At 71.8% G+C, this 21831-nt stretch carries 15 protein-coding genes; 7 read left to right on the forward strand and 8 right to left on the reverse strand.

Features of this window, described 5'->3' with window-relative positions:
• Positions 1–193 precede the first annotated feature (193 nt).
• A complete protein-coding gene (locus ACFQZ6_RS24160) occupies positions 194–373 on the reverse strand; it encodes a DUF6104 family protein (protein ID WP_003992906.1) in 180 nt (59 codons plus the stop codon).
• Between the two features lie 330 nt (positions 374–703).
• On the opposite strand from ACFQZ6_RS24160, the gene fxsT reads away from it, so the two are divergent.
• A complete protein-coding gene (fxsT, locus tag ACFQZ6_RS24165; RefSeq protein WP_381612379.1) occupies positions 704–4450 on the forward strand; it encodes an FxSxx-COOH system tetratricopeptide repeat protein in 3747 nt (1248 codons plus the stop codon).
• Positions 4451–4514: 64 nt separating this feature from the next.
• Here fxsT and ACFQZ6_RS24170 read toward each other — a convergent pair whose 3' ends face one another.
• From ACFQZ6_RS24170 to ACFQZ6_RS24190, 5 genes are all read right to left on the reverse strand, one after another.
• Positions 4515–8393, reverse strand: coding sequence for a multifunctional oxoglutarate decarboxylase/oxoglutarate dehydrogenase thiamine pyrophosphate-binding subunit/dihydrolipoyllysine-residue succinyltransferase subunit (locus ACFQZ6_RS24170; RefSeq protein WP_381612381.1), 3879 nt, complete (start codon positions 8391–8393; stop codon positions 4515–4517).
• A gap of 290 nt (positions 8394–8683) precedes the next feature.
• Complete coding sequence (locus tag ACFQZ6_RS24175) at positions 8684–9793, reverse strand: HAMP domain-containing sensor histidine kinase (RefSeq protein ID WP_381612383.1); 1110 nt, start codon at positions 9791–9793, stop codon at positions 8684–8686.
• Positions 9790–10530 (reverse strand): response regulator transcription factor, encoded by a 741-nt coding sequence (locus tag ACFQZ6_RS24180; protein ID WP_210923949.1) that lies wholly within the window; start codon positions 10528–10530, stop codon positions 9790–9792. The genes ACFQZ6_RS24175 and ACFQZ6_RS24180 overlap by 4 nt, the downstream gene beginning before the upstream one ends.
• 113 nt (positions 10531–10643) lie before the next feature.
• Positions 10644–11321 (reverse strand): spermidine synthase, encoded by a 678-nt coding sequence (locus tag ACFQZ6_RS24185; RefSeq protein ID WP_381612386.1) that lies wholly within the window; start codon positions 11319–11321, stop codon positions 10644–10646.
• A gap of 84 nt (positions 11322–11405) precedes the next feature.
• The gene (locus ACFQZ6_RS24190) at positions 11406–12062 is read right to left on the reverse strand and encodes a GNAT family N-acetyltransferase (RefSeq protein ID WP_381612388.1); all 657 of its coding nucleotides are present in this window, start codon (positions 12060–12062) and stop codon (positions 11406–11408) included.
• 176 nt (positions 12063–12238) lie between these two features.
• Between ACFQZ6_RS24190 and lon the strand changes: the two genes are divergently transcribed.
• Entirely contained in the window at positions 12239–14662 is a 2424-nt protein-coding gene (lon, locus tag ACFQZ6_RS24195; RefSeq protein WP_381612390.1) for an endopeptidase La, read from the forward strand.
• Positions 14663–14731: 69 nt separating this feature from the next.
• On the opposite strand, the gene ACFQZ6_RS24200 is transcribed toward lon, so the two are convergent.
• A complete protein-coding gene (locus ACFQZ6_RS24200) occupies positions 14732–15550 on the reverse strand; it encodes a lysozyme (protein WP_381612392.1) in 819 nt (272 codons plus the stop codon).
• A 266-nt stretch (positions 15551–15816) separates the two neighbouring features.
• On the opposite strand from ACFQZ6_RS24200, the gene ACFQZ6_RS24205 reads away from it, so the two are divergent.
• Positions 15817–16308 (forward strand): MarR family winged helix-turn-helix transcriptional regulator, encoded by a 492-nt coding sequence (locus ACFQZ6_RS24205; protein WP_381612394.1) that lies wholly within the window; start codon positions 15817–15819, stop codon positions 16306–16308.
• 21 nt (positions 16309–16329) lie between these two features.
• Here ACFQZ6_RS24205 and ACFQZ6_RS24210 read toward each other — a convergent pair whose 3' ends face one another.
• Positions 16330–17118, reverse strand: a complete 789-nt coding sequence (locus tag ACFQZ6_RS24210) for a protein phosphatase 2C domain-containing protein (protein ID WP_381612396.1) — start codon at positions 17116–17118, stop codon at positions 16330–16332.
• A gap of 404 nt (positions 17119–17522) precedes the next feature.
• Between ACFQZ6_RS24210 and ACFQZ6_RS24215 the strand changes: the two genes are divergently transcribed.
• From ACFQZ6_RS24215 to ACFQZ6_RS24230, 4 genes are read left to right on the forward strand one after another with little or no spacing between them, the layout of a single operon-like run.
• A complete protein-coding gene (locus tag ACFQZ6_RS24215) occupies positions 17523–20330 on the forward strand; it encodes a sensor histidine kinase (RefSeq protein WP_381612398.1) in 2808 nt (935 codons plus the stop codon).
• Positions 20327–20830, forward strand: a complete 504-nt coding sequence (locus ACFQZ6_RS24220) for a roadblock/LC7 domain-containing protein (protein WP_381612400.1) — start codon at positions 20327–20329, stop codon at positions 20828–20830. The genes ACFQZ6_RS24215 and ACFQZ6_RS24220 overlap by 4 nt, the downstream gene beginning before the upstream one ends.
• Positions 20827–21234, forward strand: a complete 408-nt coding sequence (locus tag ACFQZ6_RS24225; protein WP_381612402.1) for a DUF742 domain-containing protein — start codon at positions 20827–20829, stop codon at positions 21232–21234. Before ACFQZ6_RS24220 ends, ACFQZ6_RS24225 begins: the two co-directional genes overlap by 4 nt.
• Positions 21215–21826, forward strand: coding sequence for a GTP-binding protein (locus ACFQZ6_RS24230; RefSeq protein ID WP_360214697.1), 612 nt, complete (start codon positions 21215–21217; stop codon positions 21824–21826). The genes ACFQZ6_RS24225 and ACFQZ6_RS24230 overlap by 20 nt, the downstream gene beginning before the upstream one ends.
• The last annotated feature ends 5 nt before the right edge of the window (positions 21827–21831 follow it).

The following is a 21831-nucleotide window of genomic DNA, read 5'->3' on the forward strand; positions in this document are numbered from 1 at the left end:
TATATCGTGGCGAGGGGAAGTCAAGACACTCGTTTCGGTGACGGGCGGAGGGGGTGAAGTTGACCCTGGCCAGCTCCGCGACGGCCATCTACCGGCGCAAACGCGGACAAATTGCCCTCGCGTTGAGTCGCGTGTCGACGGCCCACGCCCCCACACGCGACTGAACGCGCTACGCGCCTACTCGCTGACTCGCCTACTCGTCGTCCTCGTCGTCCAGCCGTGCCAGCCAGGTCGCCAGCCGCTCCACCGGCACCTCGAAGTCAGGGTTGAGATCGACGAACGTACGCAACTGCTCGGCGAGCCACTCGAAGGTGACCTCTTCCTCGCCGCGCCGCTTCTCCAGTTCCTCGATGCCTCGGTCGGTGAAGTACAACGTGCTCTCCGTCGGGATGGTGACAGCCGGGGCTGCCGGAACGCGATACCCCCAGGATAGGCACCGCGCCCGCCAGCCCCCGCCCGGTGTCAGGCCCCGCCCGCCCCGTCGTCCAGGAACCACGCGACGACGGCCCGGACGGCACCCGACACGGCCGCGCCCAGCAGCGTGAGCGCCGCCTTGAGAGTGTGCTTGCGATGCATGGTCGCCCCCTGGGGTGATCGGTGTCTCGATTGCCCCAACTCTCTGTTTGTCAGGAGGCGTTGCGCCAAGCTCTACGTGTTGCGGATGCTGTGGGACACGGCTGCGGCACGGCGGGGGAGAGCACGCGTGGACGAACGACCCGGCAGGGACGACACCGGCGAGGCGCGCGAGCCGGACGAGATGGACGAGGTGGTCACCGGGGAACTGGTCTCCTATGAGGAAGACGTGCGGGCCGTCGCCGTAGGGATACGCCTCTCCCCCCTCGCGGAGGACCTGCCGGGTGAGCGGCGCCAGCTCGCCGTAGCGCTGCGGCGGTGCTTCGTGGAGCTGCGGATCTCCGTACGCGGTTACGCGGCCAGGCGCAGCTACAGCGCGAGCAGCGTCAGCCGCTACCTCAGCGGCGAGACGGTCGCTCCGGACCACTTCGTCACCGGCCTGATGGAGGACCTCGGCAGCAGACTCGGCCGCCCGATGTCCCCCGAGGCCCGCCGACGCCTGACCAGCCTCCAACGCGCGGCGCTGAAAGCCACCGACACGCGCGCGTGGCACATCCAGGACCTGGAGGACAAGCTCGCCGCGGCCCTCCAGGAAGCGGACGTGGCGCGGACCCAGGCCGACGCGGTGGCCGTGGCCCTGCACGCGGAACGCGAGCGCGCCGCCGGTCTGGAGGCCGAGCGGCAGGAACTCGCCCAGGCCGTCGCGGCGCACGGCGCCACCGAGGTCCAGTTGGAGGTGTTGCGCGCGGAGCAACACCGGGTCGGCGACGAGCGCGACGCGCTGCGCCAGCGGGTCGCCGACCTGGAAACGGCGCTGGAGGTGGCCGAGCGGCGTGTTGCGCGGGCCGAGCAACGCTGCGCGGAACTGGAACAGGAACTGCTCGCCGCGGACGAGGCCGCCGCCGCCGAGGAACGACACGAGGAGCAGCGGGCACAGCAGGCGCGGGAGCGGCAGGAACGGGAGTTGGAGCTCCTGCGCGCGGAGGTGGAGCGACTGCGGGCGGAGGAGGAGCGGAGACACGCGGAGGTGGCGCGTGCGCAGGCGGCGGACGCGGAGGAACGCGAGCCCGAGGTCGTCGACGGGCCCTCCGTGCTGGACACCCTGACCCGTCAGTGGGCGGATGTCGCGGACCAGGCTGACATCGCGGTGCTGCACTCCCCGGCCGACACGGACATCGCGGCGGCGATCAGGCAGCGCCTGCTGGAACGTGGCTTGCGCGTCACCCGGCAGGCGTTGAACCCGCGGTCCGACATTTCACTGACCGCGCAACTGCGGGTCCCGCTGGTCACGACAGCCCGTGTCATCCTCGTACTGAGTGCGTCCTGCTTCCGGGTGAGCCGTCACCCGGACGAGGAGTGGCGGGCAGCGTTCAGCCAGCTCACCGCGCGGGGCAACGCCCGCTTCGCCGCCGTCCACGTCGGTGCCGGACCGCTGCCTCGGGTAGCCGTCGGGCTGGCCGCGGTGGACGGGCGTGACGTCACCGTCGACGCGCTCGAACGGGAGCTGCTGGCCCGGCTCGGCCTTCCGGACGTCGGTGGCCGAGGAACCCGGGAAGCTGATGTCCTGCGCGACGCGCCGCAACGCAACGCACTCTTCACGGGGCGCGCGTCCGCCCTGTCCGCGGTCCGTGCGGGCCTGCGGGAGCGGGGCCTGGTCACCGTGTGCGGGATGCCAGGAGTGGGCAAGACCGAGCTTGCCATCGAGTACCTGCACCGTTTCCAGGCCGAGTACGACGCGGTGTGGTGGGTGCCCGCCGAATCGTGGACCGAGTTCCAGCAGCGGTTGGCCGGGGAGGGCGGGCGCTGGCTGGTGGTCGTGGACGGGGCGGACGAACCGGTGAGTGTCGGGGGGTTCCACGCCGCTGGCCGCCATGTCCTCATCACCTCCCGCGACTCCTGGTGGGGCATCGACGGCGGCGCGCTCGTCCCGCTACCGGTGTTCGAGCGGCAGGATTCGGTCGCCTTCCTGATGAGCCGCGTCCTCGGGCTGTCGGAGACGGACGCCGACCAGCTCGCGGAGGCGATGGGGGACCTCCCGCTGGCGCTGGACCAGTCAGCCCGCTCGCTTACGGACACCGGCCTCAGCGTGGTGGAGTACCTGTCGCTCCTCGAGAACACCGCCCAGCACGCGACCGGTTCCTCCCCCGACGACCCGGATCCGGTAACGAGGGTCTACGACGACCTCTTCCACCACATCCCCGGTTCCCTGCCGTTGCTGGGCGTCTTCGCGGCCTTCTCGGCGGGCTCACTCCCGAGGTGGCTGCTGGAGAAGGTGCTGGACGACTCCGAGCGGTACGACCGGGCGCTGGTGCAGTTGGACCGGTACGGCCTCGCCTCCGTGGAGCCCGACACGGCCGAGGGCGCGGGAGAGAGCCTGCGGATCCCTCCGGTGGTCCGGCGGCTGGCCCTCGCCCGCCTGTCCCCCGAGGACAAGCGCGCCTGCGCGGAGGTCGCCCGGCAGGCCGTGCTGGCGAGTCACCCCGGCCGGCCCTCGGACCCGGCCCGCTGGCGCCGGTACGCCGAGATCGTCCCGCACCTGGCCGGTACCGGCGTCCTGAGCAGCGCCGAGCCCGGGGCACGGCACCTGGTGCTCGACTCTCTGACGTACCTCCGGATGGCGGGCCGGTACGGCGACGGGGTCCGGCTGGCGAAGGCTGCCGTGCCCGCCGCGCGGCACTGGCCCGCCCCCGACGCACGGGAGCTGTCGCTGCGGCACGCGGCCCTGCTCCGCGCGGTGGGCGATCACCGGCGGGCCGCTGGCCTCGACCGGGAGGTCGTCAAGGAGCTGGGAACGGAGACGAGCGAGGCAGCGTTCGCCGCGGTCTGCGGCCTCGCCGCCGATCTGCGGGGCCTCGGCAGGTACCGGGAGGCGCTGGGAATCGCCCGCGGGGCCGCCGCCCGGGCGGAGCGGCGCTTCGGCCAGGATTCCGAGGTGGCCGTGGACGCGCCGAGCGGCCTCGCCTTCTCGCTGCGGCTGGCCGGTGAGTACGACGGCGCCAAGGACGTCGACCGGCGCGCCCTCAACCTCTGCCGTTCGATGCTCGGAGCCCGGCATCCCGTGACGCTCCGGCAGACCACCTCGTACGCCATCGACCTGCGCATGATGGGTGAGTACGCGGCGGCGGGGGAGGTCCTGACGACGAACCTGCAGGATCTGGTCGCCCTGCTGGGACCTGACCACCCCCACACCCTGCGCGCGGAACGGCAGCTCGCCCTCTGGGCCTACCGCGACCAGGGCCGGAAGACCAAGGACTCGCCCTTCACCTCGCTGCTGCACCTCTGCGAGGACGTCCTGGGCGCCACCCACCCCGAGACCCTCGCCGTGGCCATGGACCTCAGTTGCTACGACCGTGCTGAGGGCGACGTCCGCGCCGCGTCGGAGAACGCCCGGGACCTCGTGGACGCGTACCGGACGGCCTACGGCGACGACCATCCCTTCACGGCCGGTGCCCTCGGCAACCTCAGCCTGGCGCTGAGCGCGACCGGCGCGCACGCGGAGGCCCTCCGCCTCGGTGCCGACGCACTCACCCGGATGACCGAGACGGTGGGCCGTGACCACCCCTGGACACTTGGCTGCGCCCTCAACGTCTCGGCCCTGCGCGGCCTCGACAGTGATCCGGAAGGCGCGGCGGCGCTGAGCCATGACACGGCCGCACGGGCCGTGAAGACGTTGGGCCGCTTCCATCCCCTGGCCCTCTCCACAGCGATCGCCGTGGCCGCCGACTGGCGGGCGCTGGGCAGGCGGGCGGACGCTGAGGCGCTGGAGCGGAAGGCTGTCTCCGACCTCGCCGACGACCTGGGCGACGAGCACCCCCGAACCCGCGCCGCCCGCACCCGCACCCGCCCCCTCTGGGACTTCGAACCGCAACCGAGCTGAGCCACACGCGAAGGGGGCCCCGCCAGGCGGAGCCCCCTCGTCACGCGTACCGCTCGCTACCGGCTCACGCCTCGAACACCTCGCGCACCAACTGCTCCTGCTCCGCCTGGTGGCGCTTCGCCGAGCCCACCGCCGGGGACGACGAGTGCGGGCGGGAGATGCGGCGCAGGCGTTCGCCGTGCGGGACGTCGGCGCCGACCGCGAGGTCCAGGTGGTCGATCAGGTTGAGGGCGATGAAGGGCCAGGCGCCCTGGTTCGCCGGTTCCTCCTGGGCCCACAGGTACTTCTCGGCGTTGGGGTACTTGGCGATCTCCGCCTGGAGCTCCGCACCCGGCAGGGGGTACAGGCGCTCGATGCGGATGATGGCCGTGTCCGTGACGCCGCGCTTGACGCGCTCGGCCTCCAGGTCGTAGTAGACCTTGCCGGAGGTGAAGACGACCTTGCGCACCGCCGCCGGGTCCACCGACGCGTCGCCGATGACCGGGCGGAACTGGCCCGTGGTGAACTCCTCCGCCTTCGACGCCGCCGCCTTCAGACGCAGCATCGACTTCGGGGTGAAGACGACCAGCGGCTTGTGGTGCGGGTTGTGCACCTGCCAGCGCAGCAGGTGGAAGTAGTTCGCCGGGGAGGTCGGCGCGGCCACCGTCATGTTGTTCTGGGCGCAGAGCTGGAGGAACCGCTCGATGCGGGCCGAGGAGTGGTCCGGGCCCTGGCCCTCGTAGCCGTGCGGGAGGAGCAGGACGACGCCGGACGTCTGGCCCCACTTCTGCTCCGCCGACGAGATGAACTCGTCCACCACCGTCTGCGCGCCGTTGACGAAGTCGCCGAACTGCGCCTCCCACATCACCAGCGCGTCGGGACGGGCCAGCGAGTAGCCGTACTCGAAGCCCATCACCGCGTACTCGGAGAGCAGCGAGTTGTAGACGTTGTAGCGGGCCTGGTCCTCCGACAGGTACAGGAGCGGGGTGTGCTCCTCGCCCGTCTCGCGGTCGATGATGACCGCGTGCCGCTGGCCGAACGTGCCGCGCTGGGAGTCCTGCCCGGACAGGCGGACCGGGACGCCCTCCAGGAGGAGGGAGCCGACCGCGAGGGTCTCGCCCATGCCCCAGTCGATCGTGCCGTCCTCGACCATCGCCGCCCGGCGCTGGAGCTGCGGCAGCAGCCGCGGGTGGACGGTGATGTGGTCGGGGATGTTGACCTGGGACTCGGCGATCCGCTTGACGATCTCCGAGGACACCGCCGTGTTCACGGCGACCGGGAACTCGGCCTGGGTGTCGGGGGTCTGCACCGCGGCGGGCTGCGAGGTGGCCTCGCGGACCTCGGTGAAGACCTTCTCCAACTGGCCCTGGTAGTCCTGGAGCGCCTGCTCGGCCTCCTCCAGCGTGATGTCGCCCCGGCCGATCAGCGACTCGGTGTACAGCTTGCGCACCGAGCGCTTCTTGTCGATCAGGTCGTACATCAGCGGCTGGGTGAAGGCCGGGTTGTCCGACTCGTTGTGACCGCGGCGGCGGTAGCAGATGAGGTCGATCACCACGTCCTTGTTGAACGCCTGGCGGAACTCGAAGGCCAGGCGCGCGACGCGCACGACCGCCTCCGGGTCGTCGCCGTTCACGTGGAAGATCGGGGCCTCGATCATGCGGGCCACGTCCGTGGCGTACATGGAGGAACGCGAGGACTCGGGGGCCGCCGTGAAGCCGACCTGGTTGTTGATGACGATGTGGACCGTGCCGCCGGTGCGGTAGCCGCGGAGCTGCGACATGTTCAGGGTCTCGGCCACCACGCCCTGGCCCGCGAAGGCCGCGTCGCCGTGGATCGCCACCGGCAGCACGGTGAAGTCCGTACCGCCCTTGTTGATGATGTCCTGCTTGGCGCGCGAGACGCCCTCCAGGACCGGGTCGACGGCCTCCAGGTGGGAGGGGTTCGCGACCAGGCTGACCTTGATCTGCTCGCCGTCCAGGCCGGTGAAGGTGCCCTCGGCGCCCAGGTGGTACTTCACGTCGCCGGAGCCGTGCATCGACTTCGGGTCGAGGTTGCCCTCGAACTCACGGAAGATCTGCGCGTACGACTTGCCGACGATGTTGGCGAGGACGTTCAGGCGGCCACGGTGGGCCATGCCGATGACGACCTCGTCGAGACGGGACTCGGCGGCGGAGTCCAGTACGGCGTCCAGCAGCGGGATGACGGACTCGCCGCCCTCCAGGGAGAAGCGCTTCTGGCCGACGTACTTCGTCTGCAGGAACGTCTCGAACGCCTCCGCCGCGTTCAGGCGGCGCAGGATGCGGAGCTGCTCCTCGCGCTCCGGCTTGGCGTGCGGGCGCTCCACGCGGTCCTGGATCCACTTGCGCTGCTTGGGGTCCTGGATGTGCATGAACTCGATGCCGGTGGTGCGGCAGTACGAGTCGCGCAGCACGCCGAGGATGTCGCGCAGCTTCATCATCGACTTGCCCGCGAAGCCGCCGACGGCGAACTCGCGCTCCAGGTCCCACAGGGTGAGCCCGTGCTCGGTGATGTCCAGGTCGGGGTGCTTGCGCTGCTGGTACTCCAGCGGGTCGGTGTCGGCCATGACGTGGCCGCGGACCCGGTAGGAGTGGATCAGCTCGAAGACGCGGGCGGCCTTGGTGACGTCGTCGTCGTGGGAGGCGTCGATGTCCTTCAGCCAGCGCACCGGCTCGTAGGGGATGCGCAGCGACTCGAAGACGTCGTCGTAGAAGCCGTTCTCGCCGAGGAGCAGGTTGGCGACCTGGCGGAGGAACTCGCCGGAGGCGGCGCCCTGGATCACCCGGTGGTCGTAGGTCGACGTGAGCGTCATGACCTTGGAGATGCCGAGCTTGTTCAGGGTGTCCTGCGAGGTGCCCTGGAACTCCGCCGGGTAGTCCATGGCGCCGACGCCCATGATCACCGACTGGCCGGGCATCAGGCGCGGCACCGAGTGGACGGTGCCGAGGCCGCCGGGGTTGGTCAGGGAGACCGTGACGCCGGTGAAGTCGGCCATCGTCAGCTTGTTGTCGCGGGCGCGGCGGACGATGTCCTCGTAGGCCTGCCAGAACTCGAAGAAGTTCAGCGTCTCGGCCTTCTTGATCGCCGCGACGACGAGCTGGCGGTCGCCGTTGGGCTTGACCAGGTCGATGGCGAGACCGAGGTTGACGTGCTCCGGCTTGACCAGGGTGGGCTTGCCGTCCTTGGTCTGGAAGGACCAGTTCATGGACGGCATGGCCTTGATGGCCTGCACCATCGCGTACCCGATGAGGTGCGTGAAGGAGATCTTCCCGCCGCGGGCCCGCTTGAGGTGGTTGTTGATGACGATGCGGTTGTCGAACAGCAGCTTCACCGGGACGGCGCGCACGGACGTGGCCGTGGGCATCTCCAGCGAGGCGTCCATGTTCTTCGCCACGGCGGCGGAGGGGCCGCGCAGGGTCACCAGCTCGGGGCCCTCGGGGGCCTCGGCGGCGGGCTCGGCCTTCTTCGGCGCGGCGGCGGCCGGGGCCGGGCCCGGGGCAGCGACGGTGGGCTTCGCCGCCGGGGCGGCGGGAGCGGCCTGGGCGGCCGGAGCGGACTGCGCCTGCGGCTTCGCCGGAGCGGGGGCCGGAGCCGGAGCCGCGGCCTGCGTCGGCGCCTGAGCCGGAGCGGGGGCCGGAGCCGGAGCCGCGGCCTGCGTCGGCGCCTGAGCCGGAGCGGCGGCGGGGGCGGCCGGGGCGGCACCGGTGGTGCCCGTGCCCCCCTGGGCCGCCGTACCCGCCTGAGCCGGGGCGGCGGGCGCCCCCGGCTTGTAGTCGGCGAAGAAGTCCCACCAGGCGCGGTCTACCGAATTCGGGTCCTGGAGGTACTGCTGATAGATCTCGTCGACGAGCCACTCGTTCGGACCGAACGCGGCAGCGGGATTCTTGCCCGCTTGGTCTGCGTCGGTCGAGATGCTCGATGCGTTACTGGGGGACTGTGGCGACACGGCGGCAACCGCCCTCTTCCGCTTCACAAGGTGATGGACAGCGGGAATAAAGGCTACGCCCCCATGACCGAGAAGGTCAGGCCCGGCCGGTTCATCGTCGTGTAAGTCACATCCAAGACCGTGTTTCGGTGCCGATAATGGCGGGAAACAAGCGGGGTTTCGGTTTCAAAGGCGTACAACGGGTACGACGACTCCGGCCCGGCGCGCTGGCGGCGCTGGCCTCTGCCTGATCACACGTGTCCGTCAGCGTCGACGCCCGTGGATCTTGTGGCTCCGCTTCGAACTTTACGTCAACTTGGGACGGACGGCAGTCCCGGAAGGGTGACGAGGATCCGGGCGCCGCGTTCGGATTCGGCCACCCGGATCCGGCCGCCGTGCAGATCCACCGCCCAGCGGGCGATCGCCAGGCCCAGTCCGGTGCCGCCGTCGCCGCCCGGACCGTGCGGACGGTTCACCGCTCCCCGGTTGAACCGCTCGAACACCCGGTGCCACTCCGAGCGCGGGATGCCGGGCCCCTCGTCCAGGACCTCCAGCTCCAGCGAGCCCGGCCGGTCCCCGGCCCGCGCCTTCACCGTCACCCGGCCGTGCGGCGGGCTGTGCTTGACGGCGTTGTCGATCAGGTTGGCGACGACCTGGTGGATGCGCTCCGGGTCGGCGTGCGCGGTCAGGTCGGGCGGGAAGACGTCGAGGCGCAGATGGACGTCCGTACGGGTGTGGCTGCCGGAGCCGGAGGCGATGCCCGCGCGCGCGGAGGCGACCATGTTGGCCTCCTTGAGCACCCCTGAGAGGTACGGCCACACCTCGAACCGGCGCTGCCGCAGCGGTACGACGCCGTCGTCCAGGCGGGACAGGTCCAGCAGCGTCTCCACCAGGCGGCCGAGCCGCTCGGTCTGCTTCAGCGCCGTGCGCATGGTCTCGGGGTCGGCCTCGGCGATGCCGTCGACGACGTTCTCCAGGACGGCGCGCAGCCCGGCGATGGGGGTGCGCAGCTCGTGCGAGACGTTCGCCACCAGCTCCTTGCGCTGGCGGTCCTGCGCCTCCAGCTCGTCGGCCATGCGGTTGATGGTGACGGCCAGGTCGCCCAGCTCGTCCCAGCGGTTCTCCCGCACCCGGCGGGTGTAGTCGCCGTGCGAGATGGACCGGGCCACGGCGTTCATCTCGTCCAGCGGCGCGATGAGCGACTGCGCCACGAACTGGGTCACCAGCAGGGTGGCGATCATGGAGAAGACCATGATGAAGCGCACCTCCGTCTGGAAGCGCACCGCGTTCACCGACAGACCGGTGGTGATCAGCACCGCGATGACGACCAGGACGCCCAGCTTGGTCCTGATCGAGAACGGCCGCACCCGGACCCAGGGCGGGCCCCCGGAGCCGCGTCGGCCGGACGGACCGTCGCTCATGGCGTCGGCGTCTCCAGGGCGTACCCGACGCCGTGCACCGTGCGGATCCGCTCGGCGCCGATCTTCCGGCGCAGCGCCTTGATGTGGCTGTCGACGGTGCGGGTGCCGGAGGCGTCCGCCCAGTCCCACACCTCCGCCAGCAACTGCTCGCGCGAGAGCACCGCGCGCGGGGTGTTCGCCAGGCACACCAGCAGGTCGAACTCGGTCGGCGTGAGGTGCACGTCCTCGCTGCGCACCCGCACCCTGCGCTGCGCGTGGTCGATCTCCAGCTCGCCCAGGCGCAGGATGCCGCTGCGCGGCGTCGAGGCGGCGATCGCGGCCCGCTCCACGCGGCGCAGCAGCACGTGCACGCGCGCCGCCAGCTCCCGCATGGAGAACGGCTTGGTCATGTAGTCGTCGGCGCCGACGCCGAGCCCGACCAGCATGTCCGTCTCGTCGTCGCGGGCGGTGAGCATCAGCACCGGCACCGGGCGGGCGGCCTGCACGCGGCGGCAGACCTCCAGGCCGTCGAAGCCGGGCAGCATGATGTCGAGGATCAGCAGGTCGGGCTGCCAGGCCTCGGCCGTGTCGACGGCGGCCGGTCCGTCACCGGCGGTCTGTACGAGGAATCCCTCGGCGCGCAGGCGGGCCGCGATGGCGTCGACGATCGTCGCGTCGTCCTCGACCACCAGCACCCGGCGCTGCGCGCCCGGAGTGGTCGCCGCCGTGCCGTTGTGGGAGGTGTGTGTCTGCTCCATCGCCCGCCCCTGAGGTGTGCTTTCCGGAATCCGTGGGGTGATCCCATGACTGCGCTTGACGCTTGAATGATCCGCGTCAGGCAAGCAGGGTACGGGGAGTCACCACGCCTCGGCTATCCAGGTCGGACGCCGAGGTGAATGACGTCCGGAACGCCCCGGGCAACCGGGATCTCTTCGGTACGCACTTGTTGGAATCCGGCATTCCGCAAGGTTCCTTCAAATTCCGGGGAGGGCTTGGCCGACCACACGGCCAGGACGCCACCGGGCCTCAACACCCTTGCGCAGCTTGCCAGTCCGGCGGGTGAGTAGAGGCTGTCGTTGGCTTCCGTGACGGTCCAGTCGGGGCCGTTGTCGATGTCGAGGCAGAGGGCGTCGAACGTGGCGGATGTCTCATTGACGTAATCGATCAGATCGGCCCGCACGATCCGCGCGCGCGGGTCGGCGAGTGCCTCGCGCGAGAGGTCGGACAGTGGTCCGTCGAGGTGCCAGTCGATGATGGCGGGCTCGCGCTCCACCACCGTGATCCGGCCCCAGCGCGGGTTGCCCGTGGCATGTGCGAGTGAGAATCCGACGCCGAGTCCGCCGATGAGGACGTGGGGGAGCGGGCGTCCGTCCAGGGCGTCGAGGGCGGCGTCGACCAGCAGTCTCTCCGAGCGGCCGTCGGAGGTGTCCATCAGGAAGCAGCCGTTGGCGATGATCTGGAGCAGCTCGCCGTGCCGACGCAGCACCACCTCGCCGTAGGGGCCCTCGCGCCGGTCCAGGACTTCGGGGATGTCGTATGCGGTGGCCATGGGGCCATCCTGACACCGGTGTTCACCGGGCGGCGGGGGAATTACCGGCGGGGAACCGGCGTACGGCGTCCAGGCGGGCGCCTCTCAGGTGGCGCGGCCGGTGAACCTGGCGGAGGTCAGCGGCGCCTCCGTGCGCCAGCCCAGGTGCTCGTACAGCGCCCGCCCCGCCGGGGTCCCGGCGAGGACCGCGGTCCTGACGCCCCGGTCGGCGGCGGCGCGGTGCAGCGCGGTCATCACCTGACTGCCGAGTCCCCGGCGCCGGTGCGCGGGTGCCGTCTCTATCTGGTCGACGACGCCGGTCGCGCCGCTGACGGCGAGCTGGCCGCGCGCCGCGAGGGAGCCGTCCGGCGCGGCGAGCAGCACGCGCGTGACGCCCGCGCGGGTCCACACGCGCCGTCGGAAGCCCTCGGGGACGGCCGGGACGGCGGGGGCGTCGTCCGGTACCCGGTAGGTCATCAGGTAGCCCGGCTCGGGGTCGACCCACCAGCCCGCGCCCAGCCAGCCGCCCACGCGCGCGGGGTCGTCGAAGACCTTCAGCCAGACCCCGGCGCCGGTCACGGCGTCGGCCACCTCGCGGACGGTGCTCTCCTCGACGGCGTCACCGGTGGCGGCGAGGATGTGCCGGGTGACGTGCGTGGCCTGGCCGACGTCGATGGTCCAGCCCCAGGGCTCCGCCCGCGGCGGGGCGGCCCCGCGCGAGACGACCCAGCCGCCGACCCAGGTCCCCACGACGCTCTCCACACTGCCTCCGTAATGACTGCTAAGGCACACTGCCTATTACGTCGAGACCGTATGCGGGCCGGGCCCCGCCCACCAGGGGTGATCGCCCACAGCGAACGCCCGGAAGGTCGGGGAACATTCAAGGACCCCCGAGCATTGAGTCGGCATAGCTCAACTTGACTGCCGAAGGGGAGATCATGGCTGCTGAGTCCACGGCGTTCACACCGCTCACCCTGCCCGTGCTGCCGCTCGACGACGAGGTCGTGCTGCCCGGGATGGTGGTCCCGCTGGACCTGAGCGACTCCGAGGTGCGGGCCGCGGTGGAGGCCGCGCAGGCCGCCGCCCGGACGGAACCCGGAAAGCCCAGGGTGCTGCTGGTGCCACGCATCGACGGGACATACGCGCGCATCGGCGTGCTCGGCACCGTGGAGCAGGTCGGCCGACTGGCCGACGGTGACCCCGGCGCCCTCATCCGCGGGCGCGGCCGGGTGCGCATCGGGGCCGGGACCACCGGACCCGGCGCGGCGCTGTGGGTCGAGGGCACCCGGATCGACGAGGAGACGCCCGAACCGCTGCCCGGCCAGGTCGCCGAACTGGTGAAGGAGTACAAGGCGCTCGCCACCGCCTGGCTGAAGAAGCGCGGCGCCTGGCAGGTCGTGGACCGCGTCCAGGCCATCGACGGCGTCTCCGCGCTCGCGGACAACTCCGGTTACTCACCGTTCCTGACCACCGAACAGAAGGTGGAGCTGCTGGAGACCACCGACCCGGTGGCCCGCCTCCGCCTCGCCACCCAGCAACTGCGCGACCACCTCGCCGAGCAGGACGTCGCGGAGACCATCGCCAAGGACGTTCAGGAAGGCGTCGACAAGCAGCAGCGGGAGTTCCTGCTGCGTCGCCAGTTGGAGGCCGTACGCAAGGAACTGCGCGAGCTGAACGGCGAGAAGGACGGCGAGGAGTCCGACGACTACCGCGCCCGCGTGGAGGCCGCCGACCTGCCCGAGAAGGTCCGTGAGGCCGCGCTCAAGGAGGTCGACAAGCTGGAGCGGTCCTCCGACCAGTCCCCGGAGGGCGGCTGGATCCGCACCTGGCTGGACACGGTCCTGGAGATGCCGTGGAACGAGCGCACCCAGGACGAGTACGACATCCAGGGCGCCCGGGGCGTGCTCGACGCCGAGCACTCCGGACTCGACGACGTGAAGGAGCGGATCACCGAGTACCTGGCGGTGCGCAAGCGGCGCGCCGACCGGGGCCTGGGGATCGTGGGCGGGCGGCGCGGCGGTGCCGTGCTCGCGCTCGTCGGCCCGCCCGGCGTCGGCAAGACCAGCCTGGGGGAGTCCGTGGCGCACGCCATGGGCCGCAAGTTCGTCCGCGTCGCCCTCGGCGGCGTCCGCGACGAGGCCGAGATCCGCGGCCACCGCCGTACGTACGTCGGCGCGCTGCCCGGCCGGATCGTGCGGGCCATCAAGGAGGCCGGGTCGATGAACCCGGTGGTGCTGCTGGACGAGATCGACAAGGTCGGCTCCGACTTCCGCGGCGACCCCGCGGCGGCGCTCCTCGAGGTCCTGGACCCGGCGCAGAACCACACCTTCCGCGACCACTACCTGGAGGTCGAACTCGACCTGTCCGACGTGGTCTTCCTCGCCACCGCCAACGTCCTGGAGGCCATCCCCGAGGCGCTGCTGGACCGGATGGAGCTGGTCCGCCTCGACGGCTACACCGAGGACGAGAAGGTCGTCATCGCCCGCGACCACCTGCTGCCGAGGCAGTTGGAGCGCGCCGGGCTCGACGACGACGAGGTGACCATCGACGAGGGCGCGCTGCGCAAGCTCGCGGGCGAGTACACCCGTGAGGCGGGCGTGCGCACCCTGGAGCGGTCCATCGCGCGGCTGCTGCGCAAGGTCGCGGCCCAGCACGAACTGGGCGAGCGGAAGCTGCCGTTCACCGTCACCCCCGACGACCTGCGGGGCCTGATCGGACGGCCGCACCACGTGCCCGAGTCCGCGCAGGACCCGGCGGAGCGGCGCACGGCGGTGCCGGGCGTGGCGACCGGCCTCGCGGTGACCGGCGCGGGCGGTGACGTGCTCTTCGTGGAGGCGTCCCTGGCCGACCCGGAGACGGGCGCGGCGGGGCTGACCCTGACCGGTCAGCTCGGTGACGTGATGAAGGAGTCGGCGCAGATCGCGCTGAGCTTCCTGCGCTCGCACGGCGCCGAACTGGAGCTGCCGGTCGCGGACCTGAAGGACCGGGGCGTGCACATCCACTTCCCGGCGGGCGCGGTGCCGAAGGACGGCCCGAGCGCGGGCATCACGATGACCACGGCGCTGGCGTCGCTGCTGTCGGGGCGGCTGGTCCGCACGGACGTGGCGATGACCGGCGAGGTCTCGCTGACCGGCCGGGTGCTGCCGATCGGCGGGGTGAAGCAGAAGCTGCTCGCCGCCCACCGCGCCGGGGTGACCACCGTCATCATCCCCAAGCGCAACGAACCCGACCTGGACGACGTCCCGGCGGAGGTGCTGGACAAGCTCGACGTGCACGCCGTCACCGACGTCCGCCAGGTCCTGGAGCTGGCGCTGACGCCCGCCACCAGCGGGGCGGCGCAGAGGATTCCGGCCGCGGCGTGACGGACGCGGCCGGATGAGGAGGAGGCCCGGGTTCTCGTGAGGGAGGCCCGGGCCTCCGCCGTGCGGTTCCTAGCCGAGGGCGAGGGCCTGGACGCGGTCCAGGGCGCCGTTGAAGCGGTTGTGGTCACCGACCGTCGGGCCGGTCGAGGTGTACTGCCACATCGTGTAGTACGACCAGCCCGCCGGGAGCGTCCCGACGGTGGTGGCGTACCGGGCGATCCACAGCGGGTTGTAGGCCGCGAAGCCGCCGTAGTTGCCGGTGCACTGGGTCCACCAGCTCGTCGCCGTGTAGATGACGGCGTCCCGGCCGGTGCGGGCCTTGTAGGTGTTCAGGAAGTCCTGGATCCAGGAGACCATCCCGCTCTGGGTCTTGCCGTAGCAGGTGGCGCCGTACGGGTTCCACTCGATGTCGAGGGCGCCGGGCAGGGTCTTGCCGTCGCGGGACCAGCCGCCGCCGTGGTCGACGAAGTAGTTGGCCTGGGTGGCGCCGCTGGTGGTGTCCGGGGTGGCGAAGTGGTACGCGCCGCGGATCATGCCGACGTTGTACGAGCCGTTGTACTGCTGGGCGAAGTAGGGGTTCGTGTAGTACGTCCCCTCGGTCGCCTTGGCGTAGGCCCAGCGGACGCCGCTGTTCCACAGGGTCGTCCAGGCGACGTTGCCCTGGTGGCTGCTGACGTCGACGCCCTCGGTCTGGGTGGCGTCGCCGGGGGTGGGGGTGCCGTGCTGGCCGTCGTTCGGGACGACGCCCATGCCCATGTGGGCGGAGCCGCGGGGCGGGACGTCCGCGGCGGCGGCGGGGGTGGTAAGGGTGAGGGAGAGGGCGGCGAGCAGGATCCCGGCGAGCGTGAGGCGGCGGGACCGGGTGGTTCCGGGTCTGTGCACGAACATGGCGTGCCTCTCTGGACTCGGTGGTGCTCGGTGGGGGGAACGGGGAAGGCCGTGGGGGGTGGGGGGGGGTGCGCCGGTGGCGTGGGCGGTGTGGCGTGCTCATGCCACCACCCGTTCACTCGTCGACGCTACGCACGTAGATGACACGGAAGGAAGGGTTCCGAAAGCTGCCGTTGGTCTAAGCCTGCGAAATACTGACGGAGCTGGGGTGATGGCCGCCCAGGGCGGAAACTTTCAGGAACGGGAAACCGGGCAGGGGTGCTGACGTGCACGAGGACGGAAACGGCGAGGGACACCGGGGCGCGCCCGGTGCGTCGGCGCTGGGCGCGGACCAGGAGTTCCTGGCGCTGGAGCGCGAGCTGACGGTGTTCCTGCGCCGGGCCCGCGCCAACCAGGGCGAGATGGCCCGCGAGGTCCACCCGGAGCTGGAGTCCGCCGCGTACGGACTGCTCGTACGGCTCGACGAGTGCGGACGCCAGCGGGCCACCGAACTCGCCGCCTACATCGGCGTCGGCAAGGCCACCATGTCCCGCCAACTGCGCGCCCTGGAGGGCCTCGGCCTGGTCGCCAGGGAACCCGACCCGGCGGACGGCCGCGCCTGGCTCGTCCACCTCACCGAGGAGGGCCGCACCCGCGTCCAGCGCGTCCGCGAGGCCCGCCGCGCCCGGTACGTCGACAAGCTCGCCGACTGGGACCGCGCCGAGGTCGCCGAACTGGCCCGGCTGCTCCACCAGCTCAACCGCGGCATGGAGAAGTGACCCGCCGCCCGGGAGCGCCCCTCACAGCTCCGCGAACACCACCGTCGCGTCGTCGTGCGTCTTGCTCCGCCCCAGGTACGCCCGCCGCTCCCGGTCGGCGTCCTCCAGCGCCCGCACCCGCTCCACCAGCGCCCGCGCGCCCTCCTTGCGTACGACGTCCAGGCACCGCGCCCAGTCGCCCTCGCCGAACTTCTCCACCCAGCGCGCCGCCCCGTCCGTCAGCGCGGTCAGGGAACGCACCCCCGCGCGCGGCAGCGTGCCGGTGACCGCGCGGGACGCCACCGAGGGGTCCGCGGCGGCCGTGTAGAAACCGCCCTCCCGGTTCCGGAACCGGGCGTCCACCACCGCGTCCGAGGCGCGCTCGGCGCGCGGGATGAGCGACAGCCGCTCGTCCAGGTACGGCGTCACCGTGCCGTCGGTGGACTCCACCAGCAGCGCCGAGTCGGCCAGCAGCAGGTACTCGACCGTGTCCGGCGTCCAGCGGGCCAGGGTCACCGTCGCCTGCGGCGTACGCGGGTGAGAAAGGTCACAGGTTCGCGTGTGGGCCGCGGCGGTACGCGTGATCGCCCGGGACAGCGCGTCGGACAGGGGAACATCCGGGAGTGAAACGGTCAGTTCGGTCAGCGCACCGCCGAGCCGCGCGGTGTACCAGGGGACGGAATGCAGACACCCCGTCCCGCCCACCGGCGGCGTCACCCCGTCGAGCACGACGAGCGAACCGCCCTGCCCGGAAGCCGGTAGTCCGACGGCGGCGAAGTCCTCGTTGGGGCGGTCCGGGTCACCGGGCTCCGAGACAAGTTCCGTTCGCATCCGGTCAGTCTGCACCAGCCCTTCACAACGTCCGCAAAAGGCTGGCAAGCCACCGGGGTCCAGCGCACCACCGCAGGTCAGGTGCCGGTTTTGGGAGGGAATGGCGCACTCCGGCAACGCGTGGCGGCGAATACTGCCAAAGCCCGCCGCAGACGTCCAACCGGCCCGCCGCACAAGGCCCTCGGACGCGCCGCGGTGACTTGCCCACCAACTCCCCCACGGTATTCACTCCTTCGAGTGGCGGGTCAGGTGATGCGCGACCACCGCCCACCGCCACTGGGAGGGTTCGTCACCGGTGGGGGTCCCTCCGCCCGACCGCGGTCAGCAGCCGGGGGAGGTACGCGCACCAGTTGACGGCGCCTCACCCGGGCCCATGGGTACACGAGTCAGGAATGCGAGCACCGGTGCAGAAGACGCGGCCTCGGCGCAAAGGCAAGCAGACGGCCCCGGAAGGGGGCACGGCACAGCCCCCCGTCGGCCCCCCCGTCGGCAAGGGCCGCCCCACGCACGTACGCAACCGGCTGATCGTGGCCGTGGCCGTGGTGGCCGCCGCCATCGCCGGGGCGGGCGCGCCCTCCGTGATCGCCGCCTCCGGCGAACTGGGCGACTCCCAGGAACTGGTGACGCTCGCCGAGCAGACCCGCGACGCGCTCATGCTGGCCCACGCGCTGGCCGACGAGCGCGACGAGGTCACCTCCTACGTCGCCGCCGGGCGCCCCAAGTCCAAGGCGCCCGCCGAGGAGCGCAGCGCCCGCGTGGACCGGCAGGTGGAGGAGCTGCGCACCGACCCGGACACCCCCGCCGCGCTCCGCGCCGACCTGGAGGACATCGCCGCCGTCCGCCGGGCGGCCCTCACCGGCAAGAGCACCGCCCTCGAAGCGCACGAGGCGTACTCGGCGGCCATCACCGAACTCCACCGGCTCGCCGAGGAACTCGCCGAGCTGACCCCGCCGCGCGCGGGCTCAGGCGACCACGCCCTCGCCGAACTCGACTCCGCCGTCCAGCAGGCCGCCGCCGTCCGCGGACTCCTGCTCGCCGCGCTCAGCGTGCCGAGCACCACCCGGACCGTCTACGACCCGATCACCGGCCTGCCCTCGGAGACCACCGCCACCTCCGAGGCCGACGCCAAGCAGCGCGCCGCGCTCACCGCCGCCGCCCAGCAGGCCCGGCTGCGCTCCGACGCCGCCCTCGCCGACTTCCGCGCGAGCGCGCCCCAGGCCGCCAAGACGTCGTACGACTCCACCGTCACCGGCCCCGAGGTCAACTCCGCCGAGAAGTACCTCGCCGCCCTCACCGACCAGCCGAGCCTCACCGACGACGAACTCGGCACCGACGCCAAGAAGCTGGACGCCGCGCTCTCCGCCCGCGTCGACTCCATGCGCGGCGCCGAGTCCGCCCTCTACGACCGGCGCGCCAAGGACCTCGCCCAGCTCCGCGACGACGACGTCACCGCGCTGGAGATCCGGATCGCCGTACTCGGCGCGCTGATGCTGCTCGCCGTCGGCGTCGCCACCGCCATGGCCCGCACCCTCACCCGGCCGCTCGCCGTGCTGCGGATCGGCTCGGCGCGGCTCGCCGGTGCCGAGGACCCGCTCGCCGAGGAACCCGTCAAGTTCACCGGCCGCAACGACGAGTTCGCCCAGGTCGTCCGCTCCGTCAACGCCCTGCACGCGCACGCCGCCGCCCTGCACGAGCGCGTCAACACCCTGGAGTCCGACCGCAAGCACCTGGTCGGGCAGCGGCAGAAGATGGCCGACGCCCGCGAGGAGCTGCGCACCGAACTCGACGACGCCGCCGCCCAACTGGAGCGGCTGCGCGGCAGCATCGGCTCCACCTTCGTCAACCTGGCGCTGCGCACCCTCGGCCTGGTGGAGCGGCAGCTCGCCGTCATCGAGGGCCTGGAGGAGCGCGAGCAGGACCCCGACCGGCTCGCCACCCTCTTCAAGCTCGACCACTTCGCCACCGTCATGCGGCGGCACAGCGAGAACCTGCTCGTCCTCGCCGGGACCGAGCACGTCCAGCAGAGCGCCGGACCGGTGCCGCTGGTCGACGTCGTCCGCGCCGCGGTCAGCGAGATCGAGCGCTACGAGCGGGTGCGGATCGCCGCGCTGCCGCCGCACGCGCACGTCGCCGGGTTCGCCGCGGACGACCTGTCACACCTGCTCGCCGAACTCATGGAGAACGCCACCTCGTTCTCGCCGCCGGAGCTGCCCGTCGAGGTCTCCGGCTGGCTGCTGGAGAACGGCGAGGTGATGCTCTCCGTGCAGGACGAGGGCATCGGCATGACCGACGAGCGCATGAGCCGCCTCAACGCCCGGCTCGGTGACTTCGACCCGGACGCGCCCTACGACCAGGAGGGCGAGGACGGTCTCGGGCTCGGCCTGTACGTCGTCGCCCGGCTCGCCCACCGGCACGGGGTGCGGGTGCAGCTCCGCGAGCAGAAGCAGGGCGGCGTCGCGGCCGTCGTGGTCCTGCCGGACGCCCTGCTCGCCACTGCGCCCCCCGCCGCCCCGGCGTCCGACGCCACCGGCACCTTCAGCCTCCCCGGCGCCGACGCCGAGGCCAACTCCAACGTCCTGCACGGCAGGACCAGCGGGGACGGCGACCCGCTGGTGGCGCTGGCGGAGAAGGCCGTACGGGAGCGCGGCGAGGCGGCGGCGGACGGCGCGGACGGTACGGACGGTACGGACGGTACGGAGGACACGGGCGGTACGGCGGAGGAGGCACCCTCCGTGGCGCCCTCCGAGGCGCCCTCCGAGGCACCTTCCGCGGCTGCCGAGCGGCCCGCCGAGACCACCATGGAACTCCTCCTCCCGGAGGCACCCGCGGAGCCCACCGAGCCGGAGGGCCCCGAGGAGCCCGCAGAGCCCGAAGCGCGGGAAGAACCCGCGGCACGGCAGGAACCCGAAGCACCCGCGGAGCCCGTAGCCCAGCCCAGCCCCTACGCCATCGGCCCCGACGCCCACGACCGCACCCCCGACGAGGGCGCTGAGCCGGTCACCGACAAGGGGCTGCCCAAGCGCACCCCGAAGATCACTTCCCCCGTCTCGGCCCCGCGCCCGAGGTCGGGTTCCGTCGACGCCGACGCGCTCCGGCGCCGTCTGGGAGGCTTCCGCCGGGGGGCGGAGGCCGGACGGCGCGATGTGGAGGCGGAGATCAACGACCACGCCGAAAACGCCACGGGGGGCACAGTCGAGGAGGCAAGCAGTTGACCGCGCCCAGTACCTTCGGACTGAGCAGTGAAGCCCGCAACCTGCACTGGCTGCTGACCAACCTGGTCGAGGAGGTGCCCGGCATCCTCTCGGTCGCGGTCGTCTCCTCCGACGGCCTGCTGCTGCTCTCCTCCGACCCCGGGCGGAACGAGGCGGCCCGCCAGTCCACCGAGGGCCGCCCCAGCGGCCCGCGCGGCTCCGCCGCCGACCTGGCCACCATCGTCTCCGGCATCGGCAGCCTCACCGTGGGCGCCGCCAAGCTGATGGACTTCGGCGGCGTCAAGCACTCCATGGTCGCCATGGAGGAGGGCAGCCTGTTCGTGATGTCGATCAGCGACGGCTCGCTGCTCGGCGTGCACGGCTCCGCGGACTGCGACATGAGCGTGGTGGCGTACCACATGGCGCTCTTCGTCGGCCGCGCCGGACACGTGCTCACCCCCGAACTCCGCAGCGAGCTGCGCAAGTCCCTGGAGTCCGAGTCGACGGGGAGCACCCGATGACCGACAGGCCCCACCTCCCCGTCCGCGGCGGTGACCGCAAACCCGCCCGCGTCCGCCCCTACTCGCTCACCGGCGGCCGTACCCGCTTCGGCCACGTCCTGCTGGTCGAGACGTTCGTCGCGGCGATCGAGGCGCCCGAGGAGCGCAGGGAACTGATGAACGGTTCCGTGACCGCCCGGATCATGCCGGAGATGCGGGCCATCGTCGAACTGTGCCGCCGTATGCGCACGGTGGCCGAGATCGCCGCGCTGCTGAAGATGCCGCTCGGCGTGGTCCGCGTACTCCTCAGCGACCTCGCGGACCAGGGAAAGATCCGTGTGTACGGCACCGGCACCGGTCACGGCACCGGCCGTCCGGACCGCGCTCTGCTCGAAAGGGTGCTGAGTGGACTCCGTCGTCTTTGAAGACACCGACGAGGACCTGAGGTCCTGGCAGACGGACCGCAGCCGCGCCCCCGTCGCCACCAAGATCGTGATCGCGGGAGGCTTCGGCGTCGGCAAGACCACCCTGGTCACCGCCGTCTCGGAGATCACGCCCCTCCAGACGGAGGCGCTGATGACCGAGGCGAGCGAGGAGACCGACGACCTCACCGCCACGCCCGGCAAGGTCAGCACCACCGTCGCCATGGACTTCGGCCGCATCACGCTCGACGACGACCTGGTGCTCTACCTGTTCGGCACGCCGGGCCAGCAGCGGTTCTGGTTCATGTGGGACGACCTGGTGCGCGGCGCCATCGGGGCCGTCGTCCTGGTCGACACCCGCCGTCTGAAGGACAGTTGGCCCGCCCTCGACTACTTCGAGAGCTGCGGGCTGCCGTACGTCGTCGCGGTCAACCACTTCGACGGCAGCGAGCTGTTCGAACCGGAGGACGTACGGGAGGCGCTGACCATCCCGCGCCATATACCTGTCATGATCATGGATGCGCGTCGCCGGATCTCCGCGATCGAGACCCTCCTCGCCCTGGTCGGCCACGCGCTCGACGAAACCCCCGAGTAGAGACG

The sequence above is a fragment of the Streptomyces flavalbus genome, from assembly GCF_042674625.1.
Lineage (GTDB): Bacteria > Actinomycetota > Actinomycetes > Streptomycetales > Streptomycetaceae > Streptomyces > Streptomyces flavalbus.

What these genes read in the sequence shown, in the direction of transcription:
- ACFQZ6_RS24175 (WP_381612383.1), bottom strand. Translation starts at nt 9,793, where the DNA reads ATGAGCGACGGTCCGTCCGGCCGACGCGGCTCCGGGGGCCCGCCCTGG.
- ACFQZ6_RS24180 (WP_210923949.1), bottom strand. Translation starts at nt 10,530, where the DNA reads ATGGAGCAGACACACACCTCCCACAACGGCACGGCGGCGACCACTCCG.
- ACFQZ6_RS24185 (WP_381612386.1), bottom strand. Translation starts at nt 11,321, where the DNA reads ATGGCCACCGCATACGACATCCCCGAAGTCCTGGACCGGCGCGAGGGC.
- lon (WP_381612390.1), top strand. Translation starts at nt 12,239, where the DNA reads ATGGCTGCTGAGTCCACGGCGTTCACACCGCTCACCCTGCCCGTGCTG.
- ACFQZ6_RS24200 (WP_381612392.1), bottom strand. Translation starts at nt 15,550, where the DNA reads ATGTTCGTGCACAGACCCGGAACCACCCGGTCCCGCCGCCTCACGCTC.
- ACFQZ6_RS24210 (WP_381612396.1), bottom strand. Translation starts at nt 17,118, where the DNA reads ATGCGAACGGAACTTGTCTCGGAGCCCGGTGACCCGGACCGCCCCAAC.
- ACFQZ6_RS24225 (WP_381612402.1), top strand. Translation starts at nt 20,827, where the DNA reads ATGACCGACAGGCCCCACCTCCCCGTCCGCGGCGGTGACCGCAAACCC.